Source organism: Streptomyces soli (assembly GCF_003999195.1).
Lineage (GTDB): Bacteria > Actinomycetota > Actinomycetes > Streptomycetales > Streptomycetaceae > Actinacidiphila > Actinacidiphila soli.
This window is the reverse complement of record NZ_RJVR01000335.1, coordinates 11220-27762: the sequence shown is the minus strand read 5'-3', so window position 1 is coordinate 27762 and position 16543 is coordinate 11220. Positions and strand designations below refer to the sequence as shown.

The window sequence follows — 16543 nt, the reverse complement described above, 5'->3', positions numbered from 1 at the left end:
CCGACGACAACGCCGCCAGGCGAGAGCCATCGGCACGCGACGCCGCCCCACCTGTTCGCGCGGCCTCTTACGCGGCTACTTGAGGAATTAATGGTTGGTATCTGCGGGCGGGAAGAAGCCGCGTAGCGGTCGGTTGGAAGCGAACGAAGACCGCGCGACGGTATCGGGGAGATCCGAGACGTTGGCGCCTCCACGGCGCTGCGACACTCGACGCTGCGCTGTGGACGGAGTGGACTGTGCAGCTAGCCTGCTGCAATGCGAAGCCTGATCGTGCGAGATTCAGGGCGAAGCGCAAACTCAGGCCACACATCCGGTCCACAGGCCCGTGAGCCAAGCCCGTGCTGGGCCGCATCGACGATCAGGTGACTCGTCGTCGAATCCGGAAGCTCAAATGGGTGTCCAGCTTGCGCGATCTGCTGTGGGGTGTGGCGGCTGAGCGTGAAGCCGGGGCGACGTCCGTGCGTGTCTGGGAATGTCACGATGCGCAGCACCTTGGTGCCGGCACTCGTCAGCGCCAGCTGTCGCAGCTGGGAGCGGTGCCCAGTCTCCTGGGGTCGCGCGTAGTCGACGGAGAGGTCGCGGATGGTGGAGGAGAAACGGCCGGTGCGTGCCGCGCGGAGACTGTCAGGGTAGGACTCGAGCGGGCCAAGGCCGAACCACTCGGCGCCATCGACGGGAGCCGCGCCATCGGGCAGATCGAAACGAATCCCGATCCGCGGCCACACGCTCAGCCAACCGCTCGAGGGCTCGATTTCCACACGCAGCTCGAGTTCGTCGCCCTCAAGCGACCAGACAGACTCCACAATCACCGACAAGGCGGAGTTCGCCGTGGAGACTTTGGCGATCGTTCGCAGGGCTTCCGCGGTGCGCTCCACGGACACGAGCCGCGTGGTCAGCCGGTCGAGACCGTCGCCACGCCACAGTTCAGCACTAGAAACCCCGGCGATGCTGGCGTCGCTCTCCTCAACTTCTTGGGACGCGCCTTCATCGTTGTCGGTCGGGGCACGAAACAGTTCCAACCGCGGGCCGGCCACAGCGCGGCCGGCGAGGCGCACGAGGGACCCGTCAATGAACTCGGCGATTCCAAGCGTCAGCGTTCCGTCGCTCTGCCGCCAATTGGTTTCGGGTCGGACAGCAGGCGCGGGACGACGCGTCGAACGGTCCAGCTGGGCGGTCGCGATCACATGCCCGTCGCGCGCCCAGGCAGTCCCAGCCGCCAATACCGCATCAATGGTGAGCCACGTTTCCGAGTCTTGCGACACCGGGATCCGTGGAAGCGGCACACGCGCCGACTCGCCTGCCGCGACGACGGGGACCTCCATATCCCCAGAATCCACGAGTATCCCGTCGTGCTCGACGCGCCAGCGGAAGTGCAGGTCAGACGTGTCAGCCGAGTGCCGCAGGTTTGTCATCGCAACGTCGTCACCGTCGAAGGTGAAGCGGACCGGCTGCACGACTGCCTTGTACTCGTAAAGGCTGGGAGTCGGGACGTCGTTGCTCAACAGCATTCCGTCCATCACGAAGTTGCCGTCGTGTATGACCTCTCCGAAGTCGCCACCGTACGCGTAGTAGGGCGTACCATCCGGGGTCGTCGCCAGGATGCCGTGATCGCGCCATTCCCAGACGAAGCCGCCGTGCAGCCGCGGATGCTCGTGCACAAGCGCCTCGTACTGGTCGAGCGCTCCCGGCCCGTTGCCCATCGCGTGGGCGTACTCGCAGAGCAGGAACGGCTTGGTGCGCTGCCGAGCGCCCTGCGCGGGAGTGCAGTTCAGCAGCGGCGCGCGTGAGCCGTCGATGCCGATCTGCTCGGTCTCGAGGACCGACGAGTACATACGCGAGTAGATGTCGGTGTATTCGCCGGCGTGGTCACCTTCGTAGTGCACAGGTCGCCCGGCGTCGCGGGCGTGGACCCACGCGGACATCGCGGCGAGGTTGCTGCCGGTTCCCGCTTCGTTGCCGAGCGACCAGATCACGACACTGGGATGGTTCTTGTCGCGTTCGACGGTGCGCTGGATGCGGTCGAGGTACGCCTCACGCCACGCCGGGTCATCGCTCGGGTTGCCGGCCCAGTCGACTTTGTCGAAGCCGTGCGTCTCGAGATCGCATTCGAGGACGACCCAGAAACCGAGTTCGTCGGCAAGGTCGAGCAGTCGTGGATGCGGCGGGTAGTGGCTGGTGCGGATCGCGTTCACGTTGAACCGCTTCATGCGGGCCAGGTCTTCGCGGGCGTGCTCCTCGTCGAAGACACGGCCGCGCTCGGGGTGGGTCTCGTGGCGGTTCATCCCGTGGAACACCACGCGGCGGCCGTTGACCAGGAACTGGTCGCCGCGGATCTCGACCGTGCGGAAGCCCACCCGCATGGCGATGCTCTCCGCGGCCGTCGACACGGTGACGTCGTACAGCCGGGGCTGCTCCGCAGACCAGGGCTCCACGCCGTCGACGTCGAACGGGGCCACGTCGGCCGCCGTCGCCCAGACCTGCTCGATGCCGAGTTCGGGGAGGCGAAGGGTGACCGGGAACGCCGCCGCGTCGGCGGTGACCTCCGTCTCGACCTGTCCGTGCCCATTCTCGAACCCGGTTCGCAGCCAGACGTCCTCGATGCCTCCGGCCGGCCGTGCGATCACGGTGACATCACGGAAGATGCCTGGCAGCCACCACTGGTCCTGGTCCTCGACATAGCTGGCCGCCGACCACTGGTGCACTCGCACAGCGACGACGTTGTCGCCCGGGCGTACGGACGAGGTCACGTCGAATTCGTGGGTGAGCCGGCTGCCGCTGGCGCTGCCGATCTCGTCGCCGTTCACCCACAGCTTGAAGAGCGACTCGACACCGTCGAACCGCAGCACGACGCGCTCGGCTTCCGACCAGTCGGCGGGCACGTCGAAGTGGCGGCGATAGTCGCCGGTGGGGTTCTCATCCGGGACATGGGGTGGGTCGATCGGGAACGGGAACTGCACGTTCGTGTAGATGGGCCGGCCGTAGGCTCCGTCACCCTGGAGCACCCAGTGGGAGGGCACCGGGATGCTGTCCCAGCCGCTGTCGTCGAAGCCTTCGGCCGCGAAATCCTCTGCCACCGGCACCGTTGGCGACAGACGGAAACGCCAAAGCCCGTTCAGCGAAAGAGAGGGGGCGTCGGAGTGCAGCCACGAGCGCGCCGTGCGCAGCGCGCCACGCCCTGGTGCGGTGTCCGAAACATACGCGGAAAGTTGGGAGGGCACGAGGTCACAACGCTTTCTTGATAACAAAAAGGATCCGAACGCTGGCTACATTCGCCGACTCGAATGATCGGGGCTTGGTTGCCCTCGATCATCGGCATCGTGCGGAGAAGGCCGGCTCTAGGGAAGCGGGGCGAGCTCAGGGTCGTTCGCCTGTGCCGTGGATCGCGAATCTGTCGATGACCGTGAGTTCGTCCTTTTCATGCGGTTGCAGTTGTCTACCGGACCACGACCGTTCGGATCTCCCACGGGCCGAGGGCGAGTTCGAGTCCGTCCGCGACCAGCGTCGAGGAGAGCGGCCGGCCGAGCAGGTCGACCGTGGTGGCTTCTGTGAACGTGCCAGTCACGCGGGCGGTCGATCCCGTGTCGCTCATCGCGGCCAACCGCACCTCGATGCCGGCACCGCGATCGTCGTCGGCGACGCGGCGGATGCTCGAGACGAGGATGTCCGCACCGTCGACCTGCACGCCGGTCGCGTCGGGGGGCAGTTGACCTTCGGCGGGCGCGGTCCCGCGGGCGACCAGCACGTCGTTGCGGAAGTCTTCGGCGAGAGCGACCGCGTTCGCACCCTGCCAGCCGGTCGCCGAGGGCACGACGGCGAAACGGTTCTCGATGCGCACGCCGAGATCCTGTGCGCCCGGTGCGGGGATCTCCGTCGCCGCGGGCTCGTCACGGAGCGGATGGATGTTGACGCTGATCGAGCCGATCGCACGCAGCAGAGTGATGGCGAGTTCGGAGCCGTCGCCGACGAGTTCGTACTCAGTGGCGTGGTCGAGCAGTACGTTGGCGGCGCCGGCCGACACGAACGAACTCGCGGGGAAGGTCGGGATCGGGTATTCGCCCCAGCCGCCCTCGGCGGTGAGCCCACGCTCGGTGACGGCGAACTGCCCGGCGGATGCGGACACGGCCGCCGGCTCGGGCAGCGGCACGTGGAAGCGCAGCCGGTGGTCGGCGGACTGGTTCAGGAACGACGTGGAGACGCGCACGAACGGCTCACCTGCGCGGACCTCCACGAGTGTCTCCACCGGTGTCGGCACGGTCTGGCTGCTGCGTAGGTCGCGCTCGGAGGAGAGTGCGGTGGGCCATTCGTAGACGCGGGTGACACGCATCCTCGAACGCAGCGGGCCGTTCTCGAGGAGTTCGATGGCGACCTCCGTCGGCTCCGACACGAGCACATCCTGTGCTGGCGGAGCGTAGTTGTAACTGTCGCCGCGGTCACCGCCATCGACGAGGCGGCCGACTCCGTGCAGCACGGTGCCGTCGGCCCCGGTCACGTCCAGGGTGCCGTCGGCGGCGATCGCGACCTCGACCAGTCCGTTCGAAAGCGCGCGGGCCGTCGCCGTCGCGGGTGCGGACGTCGTCGACTGCGCGGCAGTCCGGTCGCTCGGTTCGACCCGGAAACTTGCAAGCCCGGAGGCGGGGACGTCCACGGGCACCAGCGCGGTCGCGCGAGCTTCCTCCAGCGTCAGCACCCTCCACTCACCCGGATGCGCGGCGGCCGCGGCAGCCACCTCCCGGCGCAGGATCAGCAGGTCGAACGGTCCGCTGGTCGGCACCTCGGCGAGGTGGAAGACGAGCGACCCCGGGGTGAGTTCGTAAGTGTCGATCAGACGGCCGAAGAGCTCGCGGCGGTGGATGCGGCGCAGCACACGTTCGAGCTGCGAGGCGTCCATGCGCTCGTCGCTGAGTACGGTCGGGGCCTGGGAGATCAGCTGCACCGGGTGCGCCGAGCCGTCGGCGGCGGTCGCGACGAGAACGGTTCCCTCGGGCGGGGCCACGACATCCACCTCGGCCAATGCGGTGCGCGGGAAGGGCAGCGGGTTGGCGACCAGGTAGCCGTCGCTCGGCACCAGGGCGGCGGGCTCGGCGAGGGCCGCGTCCCGGACCGCCCGTGCGGCGTGCGTGGCCTCGGCGAGACGCGCCTCGACCTGATCGGAGGTCTCGTCGGTGCCGGAGCCGACGACCGAGTCGTGCGCGGACGACTCGATGATCTTGTGCCACGCGAGCGAGAGGAACGGCGAGTCGTCGCGCTGGGACCACAGGGCGTTCACCCGCTCGGCGTGGTCGACGGTGCGCTCGGCGACGGCCATGCGCTGCTTGAGCCCGAGCCGCACGGAGAGCACACCCGGGAGAATGTTGCCGCGCACGTGGCTGCGCAGCTCACCGGTGACGACGGCGGAGACCTCGTCGCGCACGTGCTCGCGGATGTACTCGTCGAGCGTCGCGATGGTGATGGCGCGCTCGTCGCTGGATGCACGCCGCAGCCAGGTCGCGAGTTGCGGGTCGGGCGCGTTGTGGTCGGTGCCGGCCATCGCGAGCACCGGGTCGCCACCCCACCGCTCGACCGTCATCTCCGCGTACTCGCCGAGCGCGCGCCTGATCTGGTCGGGCACAAGCAGGACGTCGAGGCCGTTGTCGTATCCGTCGAAGAGGAACTCGGTGCGCACTTCGGAGCCGTCGGGAGCGCGCCAGCGGAAGGCGTGACCCTCGACGGAGCCGGGAACACCGCGCCACAGCGCCGCATGCTCGATTCCGGCGCGCGCCAGGATCTGCGGCATCTGCGCGACGTGGCCGAACATGTCCGGCAGGTAGCCGATGGGCATCGAGCCGCCGAGCTCCGCCGCGGCCGCCCACCCCATCTGCAGGTTGCGCACGATGGTCTCGCCGGAGCAGAGGAACTCGTCGAGCAGGATGAGCCACGGTCCGACGGCGAGCTGGCCGCCGGTGACCAGGGCCACGACTCGATCGCGGTTCTCCGGTCGCATCTCCAGGTAGTCCTCGATCGCGGCCATCTGCCCGTCGACGGTGAACCGGAAGTCCGGGTTCGCCTCGGCTGTCTCCAGCACGGTGTCGAGAGCGGCGACAAGCCGGTGCCGGAACACCTGGAAAGGCTCATACCATTCCCGGTCCCAGTGGAAATGGGGCACGAAGACGGCGGAGTTCTGCATGGGGAGAGGAACCTTCTGTTGGCGGGAGGACGTGGGGGACAGGAGAGCGGCGGTACGGAGTTACTTGAGGGAGCCGGCGGCGAGCCCGGTGCGCCAGAACCGCTGGAGCAGGATGAACACGATGATCACGGGCACGATCGAGACCAGCGAGCCGGTGATCACGGATTCCTGAAGGAGCGGGACACGGGAGGTCTGACCGTTCCACTCGTAGAGGCCGAGCGTGATCGGGAAGAGCGACTCCTTCTGCAGCATCACCATCGGCAGGAAGAAGTTGTTCCAGATGGCGACGAACTGGAACAGGAAGATGGTCACCAGCGACGGCGCCATCAGCTTGATCGCCACCGAGAAGAACGTGCGGAACTCGCCGGCACCGTCCAGGCGCGCCGACTCGAGGATCTCCTCGGGGACGGCGGCGGCGGCGAAGATGCGGGCGAGGTAGACGCCGAACGGGCTGACGATGCTGGGCAGGAACACCGCGAGGTAGGTGTTGACGATCCCGGTCGCCGAGAACAGAAGGAACAGTGGGAGCGCGAGAGCGGTGGTGGGGACGAGGACGCCGCCGAGGATGACGGAGAACAGGAACTCGCGGCCCCGGAACGTGAACTTGGCGAGCGCGTAGCCGCACAGCGCGGAGAGCAGGGTTCCGACGACCGCGCCCAGCACCGCGTAAATCACGCTGTTCAGCGCCCACTGCAGGAAGATGCCGTTGCTCTGGCTGAACAGGGTGCCCAGGTTTTTGAACAGCTGGAAGTGCGAGAACGCCAGCCCGTTGGTGGAGGCGAGGTCGCCCTGCGGTTTCGTCGCCGCGACGATCAGAAAGTAGATCGGCAGCAGGAAGTAGATCGCCAGGACGAACATCAGAGCCATGACGACCGTGCGGCTGACGCGGCTCTCGCGGATCAGGGTCTGGTTGCTCACAGTCCGGCCCTCTTCGAGGTCAGTCGCATGAACCCGAAGCTCAAGACGAAGGTGATGAGGGCGATGACCACGGAGATCGCCGCTGCCTGCTGGTAGTTGTTTCCGGAGGCCACCGCATACGCGAGCATGTTCGGTGTGAACGTGCTCGAGATGTTCGAGGAGATCTGGCGCAGCACGGCCGGCTCGGCGTAGAGCTGCAGCGTGCCGATGATCGAGAACACCGTGGTGAGGATGATCGACGGGGCGATGATCGGGACTTTGATCTTCCACGCGATCGCCCAGTTGCTCGCACCGTCGAGCTTGGCGGCTTCGTAAAGCTCCTGCGGGATCGCCTGCAGTGCCGAGAACATGATCAGCATGTTGTAGCCGGTCCACAGCCAGGTCGAGACGTTCGCCGCCGACCACAGCACGGCGCCCGGGCCGAGGAAGTCGGGGTGGAGGCCGATGCCGTTCAGCAGGTCGATGAGGGGGCTGAGCTGTGGCGAGTAGAGGAACGACCACATGATCGCGGCGATGACGCCGGGCACGGCATACGGCATGAACGCCGTGATGCGGAAGAACGACTTGATCTTCAGCAGGGGAGTGTCGAGCAGCAGCGCCATGATCAGCGCGACGAACAGCATGACCGGCACCTGCACGATGCCGAACAGTCCGATACGCCCGATGCTGGACCAGAACTCGTTGTTCTGGAACACCTGCACGTACTGCTCGAAACCGCCGAAGGTCGTGTACGACGTGCCGTACTGGCCGCCGGTGCGGCGCACGACGAGGAAGCTCTGCCAGAGCGCGTAGCCGATCGGCACCAGGTAGAAGAGCACGAACGGGAGGAAGAACGGAATCAGGAACGCCGCTATGGTGCCCGCCCGAGGGCCGCCGCCGTTGAGACGACGGCGGCCTCCGGTCGCAGCCACCACGCGAGTCGCGCGGGTTGCGATGTCAGTCATGCTGCGGTCACTTGCCTGCCGCAGCCGGGATCGCGAGATCCTTCATCGACTTCAGTGCGCTCGCCTGGGCGGCCGTGAGTGCGTCGCTGAGCGTGCCGTTGCCAGCTGTCGCCTTGGCCATCGCATCCTGAAGCGCCAGGTTCACCGTCTTCTGGGTGGGACCCCAGGAGAAGCTGGTGTCGATCTTCTTGGACGCAGCGGCGAAGACGTCGAAGATCTTCTCGTTGTTGTAGTACGGGACGCCCTGCGAGAGTGCGGGAAGCTTCGAACCGGCGGTGGCCGCCGGGTAGAGGCCGCCCAGCTTGTTCTCCAGCGCGAGGGCTTCCGGGTTGGTGTTCAGCCAGGTGTTGAACTTGACCGACTCGTACAGGTGCGTGCTGCCCTTCATGAACGCGACGGTGGATCCGCCCCAGTCGCCGGACGCGGCGCTCGAGCCCCATGTCGGCATCGGGACGATCGACCACTTGCCGGCCTGGCTGGGCAGGTTGTCGCGCATCATGCTGTAGCCCCAGGCGGCGCCGACGGAGGTGGCGATCTCGTTCTTCTGGAACGCGGCGTACATCTGGGTCGAACCGTTGGCGAGATCGGTGCGAACGAGCTTGTCGCTGATCAGCTTCTGCCAGTAGTCGGCGACCTGCTTGCTCTGGGCGGATGTGACCGAGACCTGCCACTTGCCGCCGGAGTAGTTGTACATCTCGGCGTTGTTCTGCCAGAGGAGTCCGTTGAACCACTCGGCGTTGTTCGGGTCGAAGTACGTGATATCGAGTTTGGGGTCCGCCTTGTGCAGCTTCTGCGCGTCCGCCGCGTACTCGTCCCAGGTCGTCGGGATCGCGACGCCGTACTTCTTGAAGATGTCGGTGCGCACGTACAGGGCCATCGGGCCGGTGTCCTGCGGGAAGGCGTACACGCCGGTGCCGCCGAAGCTCGTCTGCGACCAGGTCCACGGCACGAAGTCCGACTTGGCCGCGGTGGCTGCCGAGCAGGCCGAGGCGTCCACGAAGGCGTTCTGGGTGCGAAGGTCGGGGAGCTCGTCGTAGCCGACCTGCGCAAGGTCCGGCGCCTTGCCCGCCTTGAGGGCGTTGCCGATGGTCCCGTACTGGTCGTTGGAGATGTTCTTCGTCTGAACCTGGATGTTCGGGTTCTCCTTGTTCCACAGGGCGACGACCTGGTCCATTCCCGGAACGGTGTTCCAGTACTGGAGGGTGACTTTGCCCGTCGCGGGCGCACAGGAGGCTGCGGACGCATTACCCGACGGAGCGGGCGACGAGCACCCGGCGAGTACGGCGATACTGGCTGCCGCGGCGACGGCGAGGCGGATGCGCGTGACTGTGTTGCTCATATTTTCCGTTCCAGAGAACGACTAGCGACGGCGCTAGACGGGTCGACGTTGACACCTCAGGCAAGGGGGTTTCCGGCTGCCTTCTGGTTGGAAGGGACAGGACGCAACGGTGTCGGTTCAAGCGCCGAGCGCCGTGGCGGGAATCTGCAAGCCATTATTCGCTCCCGTGAGCGCTCCCGTGAACGTTCACGGGAGCGCTCACGGGAGCATTGTGAATTGTTGGGAAGTGTGCGCTCCGCTGCCGTCGAGTGTCAAGGCTTTCGGGTCACACACGTGTCCAGCAGGTTAAGCGGACCCGCCCAACCGCAGCTCGGCCCGGACGACGAGGTCGTCGGCCCCGAGCGGGTTCACCCCGGTCAGCAGCCGTGCGACCTGGTCGATGGCGAGCGCGCCGAGCTTTCGCGTGTCGAGGGCGACGCTGGAGAGCGGGGGCTCGACGAGCGCACCGAGCTGCAGGCCGTCAAAGCCGATCACGGCGAGATCCTGCGGGACGCTCCTGCCGAGCCGGCGTGCCTCGCGCAGGGCGCCGATCGCGATGATGTCGTTGAAGGTGAAGACCGCGGTGACATCCGGATGGGCGGCGAGCAAGGTTTTGAGCGCCGCTCCGCCGCCGTCGGCCGACTGGTCCGCGCCGACCACCATGCCGGCGTCGATCCCGTACGCCGCCGCGGCCGTCGTGAACCACTCGCGCCGGATGCTCGGCTCGGCGCGGCCGTAGTGGTCGAGCATGCCGATCCGCGTGTGGCCCTCCGCGACCAGGTGCGCGACCGCGGCGTGGACACCCTCCTCACCGTCGATCCGGATCGAGCTGAACCGCGCGCTGTGGTGCTCGCGGCCGATGAGCACCACCGGCATGCCGCGGGTGAACAGCTCGAGTTCGTCCTCCGGGCAACTGAAGTAGCCGACGACTGCGTCCACTTGCGAGCTGATCACCTGCAGTGTGCCGAGTTCCTCTTCGGCCCTGTCCGCGGTGTCGTATACGACAACGTGCCAGCCACGGGCCCGGGCCGCCTCCAGCGCGGCCGCGGCGACCTCGGTGAAGAACGGGTTGAGCAGGTCCGGGATCACCAGCCCGATGGTGGTGGTGTCCTGCCGGACCAGACCGCGGGCGAACCGGCTCGGCCGGTAGCCGAGCGCGCGGGCGGCGTCGAGCACGCGCTGTTTGGTCGAGTCGTCGATCTCGTCCTTGTCGTTCAGCGCCCGCGACACTGTCTGACGGGACACCCCTGCGGATCGGGCGACGTCATGGATCGTGATCCTCCGGGGTTCCGTCCCAGACGACGACACCATCGTGCACCTCCCGCTGCTCGCGGCCGCCGATGCGCCCGCAGGGCCCGAGTATGCACGTGCCGGGCGCGGCGGCGCGAGGTCGGGTCGGCTCAGCCCTGAGGCGGCGGGGACAGCAGCTGCATCAACCGCTGCCACGCCGGGAGGAACCGGCGACGTGGGAGTACATGAGGGTGAGCGTCCCGGGTTGGGCCTTGGCGGGCGCTGGCTGGCGGGCGTCCCAGGCTGCCATGGCGGCGGCGAGGTCGGTGAGCCTCGGGTCGTCGGGATCCCAGTCCAGGGCCTTGTCGCAGGCCAGGTAGAGGCGCTGGAATTCGGGATCGGCGAAGGCCGCGTTCTTGGCGGCGATCCATTCGGGCAGGGACTGCGGGGACAGTGCGGCCACCATGATCCAGACGTCGCGTTCGATGCGTACCAGGACGCCTTGCGCGGCTACGTGGCGGACAACCAGCAACTCGCCCTCACCAACAAGGCCCGCGTCGAGGCCCAGACCGGCGCCGCCCAGGGCGAGGCCGTAGCGGAGATCGAGTTTCAGGACTTCGGCCAGGTCGTCAATGCCCTTGTCCTCAAGGACTACTGACTGAGGACGCCGAGAGGAGCCCGTCGGCGTGGGGGTACCGACGGGCTCCTCGGTCTTCGGTTCACCGGCCACTGAGGGCCGGGGCTCAGGCCGCGGTTCCGGCGAAGGAACGGCCGAGTGCGCGTACGGTCCAGCCGGCCGCCTGCCACCGGTCCACCGGCAAGGCGTTGCGGGCGTCGAGGATCCGGGGGCTGCGCACCGCTGCGGCCAGCGCGTCGGGATCGAGGTCGCGGTACTCCTGCCATTCGGTGAGATGGAGTATCAGGTCGGCCTGCTCGCACGCCTTGTCGATGTCCAGGGCGTAGTCCAGGGTCGGGAACACGGCGCGGGCGTTGTCGATCGCGGCGGGATCGTGGACGCGGACACGGCCGCCCTGCAACTGGATCGCGGCGGCGACGTTGAGCGCGGGGGAGTCGCGGACGTCGTCGCTGTCGGGCTTGAAGGCCGCGCCGAGCACCGCGATGTTCTGGCCGAGGAAGGAGCCGCCGACGAGGTCGCGGGCCAGGACGACGGTACGCAGCCGTCGCCGCATGTTGATCTCGTCGACCTCCTTGAGGAAGCCCAGCGACTCCTGTACGCCGAGTTCCTGCGCGCGGGCGAAGAAGGCGCGAATGTCCTTGGGCAGGCAGCCGCCGCCGAAGCCCAGGCCCGCGGAGAGGAAGCGCGGGCCGATGCGGGCGTCGTAACCGATGGCCTTGGCGACGGTGGTGACGTCACCGCCGGCGGCATCGCAGACGTCCGCGATGGCGTTGATGAAGGAGATCTTGGTGGCGAGGAAGGCGTTGGCGGACACCTTGACCAGCTCGGCCGTGGCGAGGTCGGTGGAGATCCACGGGGTGCCGTCGCTGTCCAGAATCGGGGCGTAGACGACGCGCAGGATGATGTCGTCCGCCGGGGAGGTGACGCCGACGACCAGCCGGTCCGGGTGCAGGGTGTCCTGGATCGCGAAGCCCTCGCGGAGGAATTCGGGGTTCCAGGCCAGCGTGGCGGCCGGGCCGACCGGCGCGAGGTTCCGGATCCGCTCGGTGAGGCGTGCCGCCGTACCGACCGGGACGGTGGACTTTCCGACGACGAGTGTGTCGCGGTGCAGATGCGGGGCGAGGCCGTCGACGACGGCGTCGATGTAGCGCATGTCGGCGGCGTTGGACCCGGGCTTCTGTCGGGGTGCCGACGCAGATGAAGTGGACGTCGCCGAACTCGGCGGCCTCGGTGAGCGAGGTGCTGAAGCGCAGCCTGCCCGCCTGGACGTTGCGGGCCAGGATCTCGTCCAGACCCGGTTCGTGGAACGGCGTCCGGCCGGCGGCCAGTGCTTCGATCTTGGCGGTGTCGACATCGACTCCGAGGACTTCATGACCGATCTCGGCCATGCATGCTGCGTGTACGGCACCGAGATATCCGGTGCCGATGACGGTGAGACGCATCGGGGGGCCTCCTCGTAATGCGGATCAGACGGTGGGGGGACCGCTGGAGTAGCCGTTGGGGTGGAGCCGCTGGAAACGCCAGGCGTCGGCGCACATGGCGGTGAGGTCGCGGGTGGTCCGCCAGCCCCAGGCGCGCTCGACGCGGCCGGGGTCGGCGATGAGGGTGGGCACGTCACCGGCGCGGCGTGCCTGGATGCGGTACGGGATGGGGGTGCCGACGGCCTTGGTGAACTCGGCCAGGAGTTCCAGGACCGACGCGCCGGTCCCGGTGCCGAGGTTGAACACCCGCAGACCCTGCTCGTCGTCGAGGTGGTCGAGGGCGACGCGGTGGCCGTCGGCGACATCGGAGACGTGGATGTAGTCGCGTACGCCGGTGCCGTCGGGGGTGGGGTAGTCGTCGCCGAAGACGGGCAGTTCGGTGAGACGCCCGACGGCGACCTGGGCCATGTAGGGCAGCACGTTGTTCGGCACGCCCGTCGGGTCCTCGCCTATCTCCCCGCTCGGGTGGGCGCCGATCGGGTTGAAGTAGCGCAGGGCGATCACCGACAGCTCGGGATACCTCGCGCACGCGTCGGCGAGCAGCTGTTCGCAGAGGTACTTGGTCCGCGCGTACGGGTTGGCGGGGGCGGCGGGGTCGTCCTCGTCCAGCGGCACCTTCGGGGTCTCGCCGTAGATCGAGCAGGACGAGGAGAACACCACCCTGCGCGCCCCGTGCCGGGTCATGGCCAGCAGCAGGTTGACGGTGCCGGTGACGTTGATGTCGTAGTACTCGAGCGGGATGCGCGTCGATTCGCCGACGGCCTTCTTGGCGGCGAAGTGGATGACCGAGTCGATCTCGTGGGCGGCGAACACGGCGTCCAGCGCCGCGCGGTCCCGCAGGTCGGCCTGACGCTTCAACCGCGGAACAGCGGGGCGCAAGCCCCGCTGCGGCGTTCAGCTCCTTGAATGGGGGAGTTATTCGTCCCCCAGCGCCTGCTCGCACCAGATGACCTTGCCCGTGGTGGTCTGTCGGGTGCCCCAGCCCTGGGTGAGCTGGGCGACCAGGAGCAGGCCCCGGCCACCCTCGTCGAAGACCCGTGCCCGCCGCATGTGGGGTGCGGTGCTGCTGGCGTCGGAGACCTCGCAGATCAGGGTGCGGTCGCGGATCAAGCGTAGTTGGATGGGGGCGGCGCCGTAGCGGATGGCATTGGTGACCAGCTCGCTGACCACCAGCTCCGTGATGAACTGGGCCTCCTGAAGCCCCCACGCCTCGAGCTGGGCGACGGCCAGTTCCCTGGCGTCCACCACCCGCGCGGCGTCGGCGGGGATGTCCCAGGTGGCGACCTGTTCCGGGGACATGGCGCGGACGCCGGCGAGGAGCAGGGCGACGTCGTCGGCCGGCCGCTCGGGGTCGGGCAGCAGTGTGTTGATCACGGTGTCGCACGCGATCTGCAGCGACTGAGCTGGCAGGGACAGGGCCTGGCGCAGCTGCTCCATCCCCTGGTCGATGTCGTGGTCGCGGGACTCGATCAAGCCGTCCGTGTAGAGGGCGAGCACACTGCCCGGGGCCAGTTCCAGCTCGACGGACTCGAAGGGCAGACTGCCGACCCCCAGCGGGGGCCCCGTGGATCCGGTGACCAACTCGACGGAGCCGTCGGGCGCGACGACGAAGGGCATCGGATGGCCGGCGGAGGCCAGGACGCACCGCCGTGAGATGGGGTCGTAGATCGCGTACAGGCAGGTCGCACCGAGTTCACCCGCGGCCGCCTGGCAGCCTTCGGCGATCCCGGCCTGTTCCTCGCTGGTGAGGTGGATGACCAGGTCGTCGAGGTGGGTCAGCAACTCGTCCGGCGGGAGGTCGACGTCGGCCAGGGTGCGTACGGCGGTACGCAGCCGGCCCATGGTGGCGGCGGCGTGGATGCCGTGGCCGACGACATCACCGACGACCAGGGCGACCCGGGTGCCGGACAGCGGGATCACGTCGAACCAGTCACCGCCGACGCCGGCCCGCGAGCCGGCCGGCAGATAGCGGGAGGCGACCTCCAGGGCCGTCTGGCCGGGCAGCCGCTGCGGGAGGAGGCTGCGTTGCAGGGTCAGCGCGGTGGCGCGTTCGCGGGTGTAGCGGCGGGCGTTGTCGATGGCGACGGCGCCCTTGGCGACCACTTCCTCCGCGTAGGACAGCTCGTCGGCCTCGAACGGTTCCGACCGTTCCGAGCGCCAGAAGGTGACCACTCCCATCAGCACGCCCCGGGCCCGCAGCGGCACCGACATCAGCGAGTGCATGCCGAACTCGAGCAACTTCGTGGCCCGGTCCGGGTCCTGGGAGCGCCAGTCGGTTGTGGCGCGCAGGTCGGGTTCGCTCATGGCCCGCCCGCTAGCGAGGCTGCGGGCCTGGGGGGTCTCCGGGGCCGGCGTGATCACCTCGCCGCACGGGAAGAGCGGCGCGTCCTCGCGGATGCCACTCACAGCCACCCGGAGCAGTTCCGTAAGGTCCTCCCGCGTTGGCTCCTCGCCCTGCAGGACCGCGCCCGCCAGGTCGACCGTGACGTAGTCGGCCAACCCGGCGAGCGCCACCCGTGCCAGTTCCTGCACGGTCCGCTCCACGTCGAGCGTGGTGCCGACGGCCACGCTGGCGCTGTACAACAGCTCGAGGCGTGCGCGAGCCATCTCCGCCCGCTCGAGGCTCCTCTCCAGCGAACTCCCCATGGTGTTGAACGCGACCTCCAGGTCGCCGATCTCCCCCACGCCGTCTTCCGGCATGCGTGTGGTGAGGTCGCCGTCGGCCAGCCGGCCGGCCACGGCGGCTGCCCTGCGAACGGGCCGGAGGATGGCGACCGACTGGTACCACGCAAAGGCCCCGATGAGGAGCATCGATCCCGCGAGCCCCGCCACTGCCCCGACGGTGGCCCATCGGACGTTGGCGGCGGCGGCGTCTTCACGCGCCGTGAGGGTGCCTTGGGACACCTGGTCGTATCTGTCGAACAGTCTCCTCAGCGTGTCGACGCGCCGCCGCCCTTCCTGCGTCGTGGCGGTGCTCGACGCGGCAGGATCTCCCCGGCGTACCGATTCGACCAGCGGAACGGAATAGTCGTTGATGAAGGACTGCCCGTCCCGGGAGATCGCCAGCGCGATGCTCCGCTGCCCAGGAGCGTCCGAGAGCCGCACGAATTCCAGGGCCTGCCCGGGGAACGCGGCCCGCCCCGCCGTCCACGGCTGCAGAAACTGCTCCCGCCGGGTGATGACAAAGCCACGCTGGCCCGTCTCGATGTCAAGGACGGTCTTCTCCAGCACTCCCGCCTGGACGAGCGACGACCGGATGTACTTACGCGCGTCGGTCGACGAGCGCACATCGTCCACGGCATGCAGGAGCACGGCGAAGGTAACGCCGAGCAGCAAGGCGACCACACTGCTGGCGATGACCGTACGGAGCGTCAGCCCCCGTCTGGCACCCGTCATCCTCGATCGGGTTGGCGCCCGTGACCTCATATTGCGCCCTGCTGAGTAGCGATATTTAAGGCGATAATCAACAAAAATACCAAAAAGCCAGGCTGGCGCGCCGGTTTTCAGCCCGTCCGGAACCGGTCCGCGCGCCCCGGCACGCCCACGCTCGGAGTGGGCGCAGGGCCAGTTCGACGGCGCCCGGACGGTGCGCCCACGTTGCGGCCGTGCAAATTCCTCTTCGCGCCGCTGTGAACGGGAACCGGCGGCGCTGATCCCGAGGGGCCTTTCTTCGCCCGGGGGCAGCGTGAGACGCCTCCGCCGCCCCAGGCGCGACCGTATGCAGGTAAAGGAATTGCATTGACGCGATCCTGACAACGATGCCAAAGGGTGTCATGCTCTCCTCAGCCACGGTACGGGGGTCTAGACCTGTGGTGCCCCTTGGGCCTACCGCCCAGCTCACTGCACCGCCCG

Annotated in this window: 10 protein-coding genes and 1 pseudogene; 1 reads left to right on the top strand and 10 read right to left on the bottom strand. The window is 68.2% G+C overall.

Annotated features, from left to right (window positions below):
• Positions 1-242: 242 nt before the first annotated feature.
• The 7 genes from EFK10_RS40490 to EFK10_RS40460 all read right to left on the bottom strand — a co-directional run bounded on the left by EFK10_RS40490 (position 243) and on the right by EFK10_RS40460 (position 11039).
• Positions 243-3218 carry a glycoside hydrolase family 2 TIM barrel-domain containing protein gene (locus tag EFK10_RS40490; RefSeq protein WP_127360649.1) on the bottom strand — a complete coding sequence of 992 codons (2976 nt, stop codon included), beginning with the start codon at positions 3216-3218 and terminating at the stop codon, positions 243-245.
• 215 nt (positions 3219-3433) lie between these two features.
• Entirely contained in the window at positions 3434-6163 is a 2730-nt protein-coding gene (locus EFK10_RS40485; protein ID WP_127360648.1) for a glycoside hydrolase family 38 N-terminal domain-containing protein, read from the bottom strand.
• A 60-nt stretch (positions 6164-6223) separates the two neighbouring features.
• On the bottom strand, positions 6224-7081 hold the full coding sequence (locus tag EFK10_RS40480) for a carbohydrate ABC transporter permease (RefSeq protein WP_127360647.1): 858 nt from the start codon (positions 7079-7081) through the stop codon (positions 6224-6226).
• Positions 7078-8025 carry a carbohydrate ABC transporter permease gene (locus EFK10_RS40475; protein WP_127360646.1) on the bottom strand — a complete coding sequence of 316 codons (948 nt, stop codon included), beginning with the start codon at positions 8023-8025 and terminating at the stop codon, positions 7078-7080. The genes EFK10_RS40480 and EFK10_RS40475 overlap by 4 nt, the downstream gene beginning before the upstream one ends.
• Positions 8026-8032: 7 nt before the next feature.
• Positions 8033-9364, bottom strand: coding sequence for an ABC transporter substrate-binding protein (locus tag EFK10_RS40470; RefSeq protein ID WP_127360645.1), 1332 nt, complete (start codon positions 9362-9364; stop codon positions 8033-8035).
• A 285-nt stretch (positions 9365-9649) separates the two neighbouring features.
• Positions 9650-10654, bottom strand: a complete 1005-nt coding sequence (locus EFK10_RS40465) for a LacI family DNA-binding transcriptional regulator (RefSeq protein ID WP_127360644.1) — start codon at positions 10652-10654, stop codon at positions 9650-9652.
• Positions 10655-10775: 121 nt separating this feature from the next.
• Positions 10776-11039 carry a hypothetical protein gene (locus EFK10_RS40460; protein WP_127360643.1) on the bottom strand — a complete coding sequence of 88 codons (264 nt, stop codon included), beginning with the start codon at positions 11037-11039 and terminating at the stop codon, positions 10776-10778.
• A gap of 36 nt (positions 11040-11075) precedes the next feature.
• On the opposite strand from EFK10_RS40460, the gene EFK10_RS48135 reads away from it, so the two are divergent.
• The gene (locus tag EFK10_RS48135) at positions 11076-11231 is read left to right on the top strand and encodes a hypothetical protein (protein ID WP_164836343.1); all 156 of its coding nucleotides are present in this window, start codon (positions 11076-11078) and stop codon (positions 11229-11231) included.
• A 109-nt stretch (positions 11232-11340) separates the two neighbouring features.
• Here EFK10_RS48135 and EFK10_RS40455 read toward each other — a convergent pair.
• The 3 genes and pseudogenes from EFK10_RS40455 to EFK10_RS40445 all read right to left on the bottom strand — a co-directional run.
• Positions 11341-12652: pseudogene (locus EFK10_RS40455) on the bottom strand (UDP-glucose dehydrogenase family protein); the annotation flags it as partial.
• Positions 12653-12676: 24 nt separating this feature from the next.
• Positions 12677-13549 carry a UDP-glucose 4-epimerase GalE gene (gene galE / locus EFK10_RS40450; RefSeq protein ID WP_240677777.1) on the bottom strand — a complete coding sequence of 291 codons (873 nt, stop codon included), beginning with the start codon at positions 13547-13549 and terminating at the stop codon, positions 12677-12679.
• 57 nt (positions 13550-13606) lie between these two features.
• A complete protein-coding gene (locus EFK10_RS40445; protein WP_164836342.1) occupies positions 13607-16087 on the bottom strand; it encodes a SpoIIE family protein phosphatase in 2481 nt (826 codons plus the stop codon).
• Positions 16088-16543 lie beyond the last annotated feature (456 nt).

Coding starts and splice junctions, on each gene's coding strand:
- EFK10_RS40475 (WP_127360646.1), bottom strand. CDS start 8,025: ATGACTGACATCGCAACCCGCGCGACTCGCGTGGTGGCTGCGACCGGA.
- EFK10_RS40470 (WP_127360645.1), bottom strand. CDS start 9,364: ATGAGCAACACAGTCACGCGCATCCGCCTCGCCGTCGCCGCGGCAGCC.
- EFK10_RS40460 (WP_127360643.1), bottom strand. CDS start 11,039: ATGGTGGCCGCACTGTCCCCGCAGTCCCTGCCCGAATGGATCGCCGCC.
- EFK10_RS40485 (WP_127360648.1), bottom strand. CDS start 6,163: ATGCAGAACTCCGCCGTCTTCGTGCCCCATTTCCACTGGGACCGGGAA.
- EFK10_RS40465 (WP_127360644.1), bottom strand. CDS start 10,654: ATGGTGTCGTCGTCTGGGACGGAACCCCGGAGGATCACGATCCATGAC.
- EFK10_RS40445 (WP_164836342.1), bottom strand. CDS start 16,087: ATGACGGGTGCCAGACGGGGGCTGACGCTCCGTACGGTCATCGCCAGC.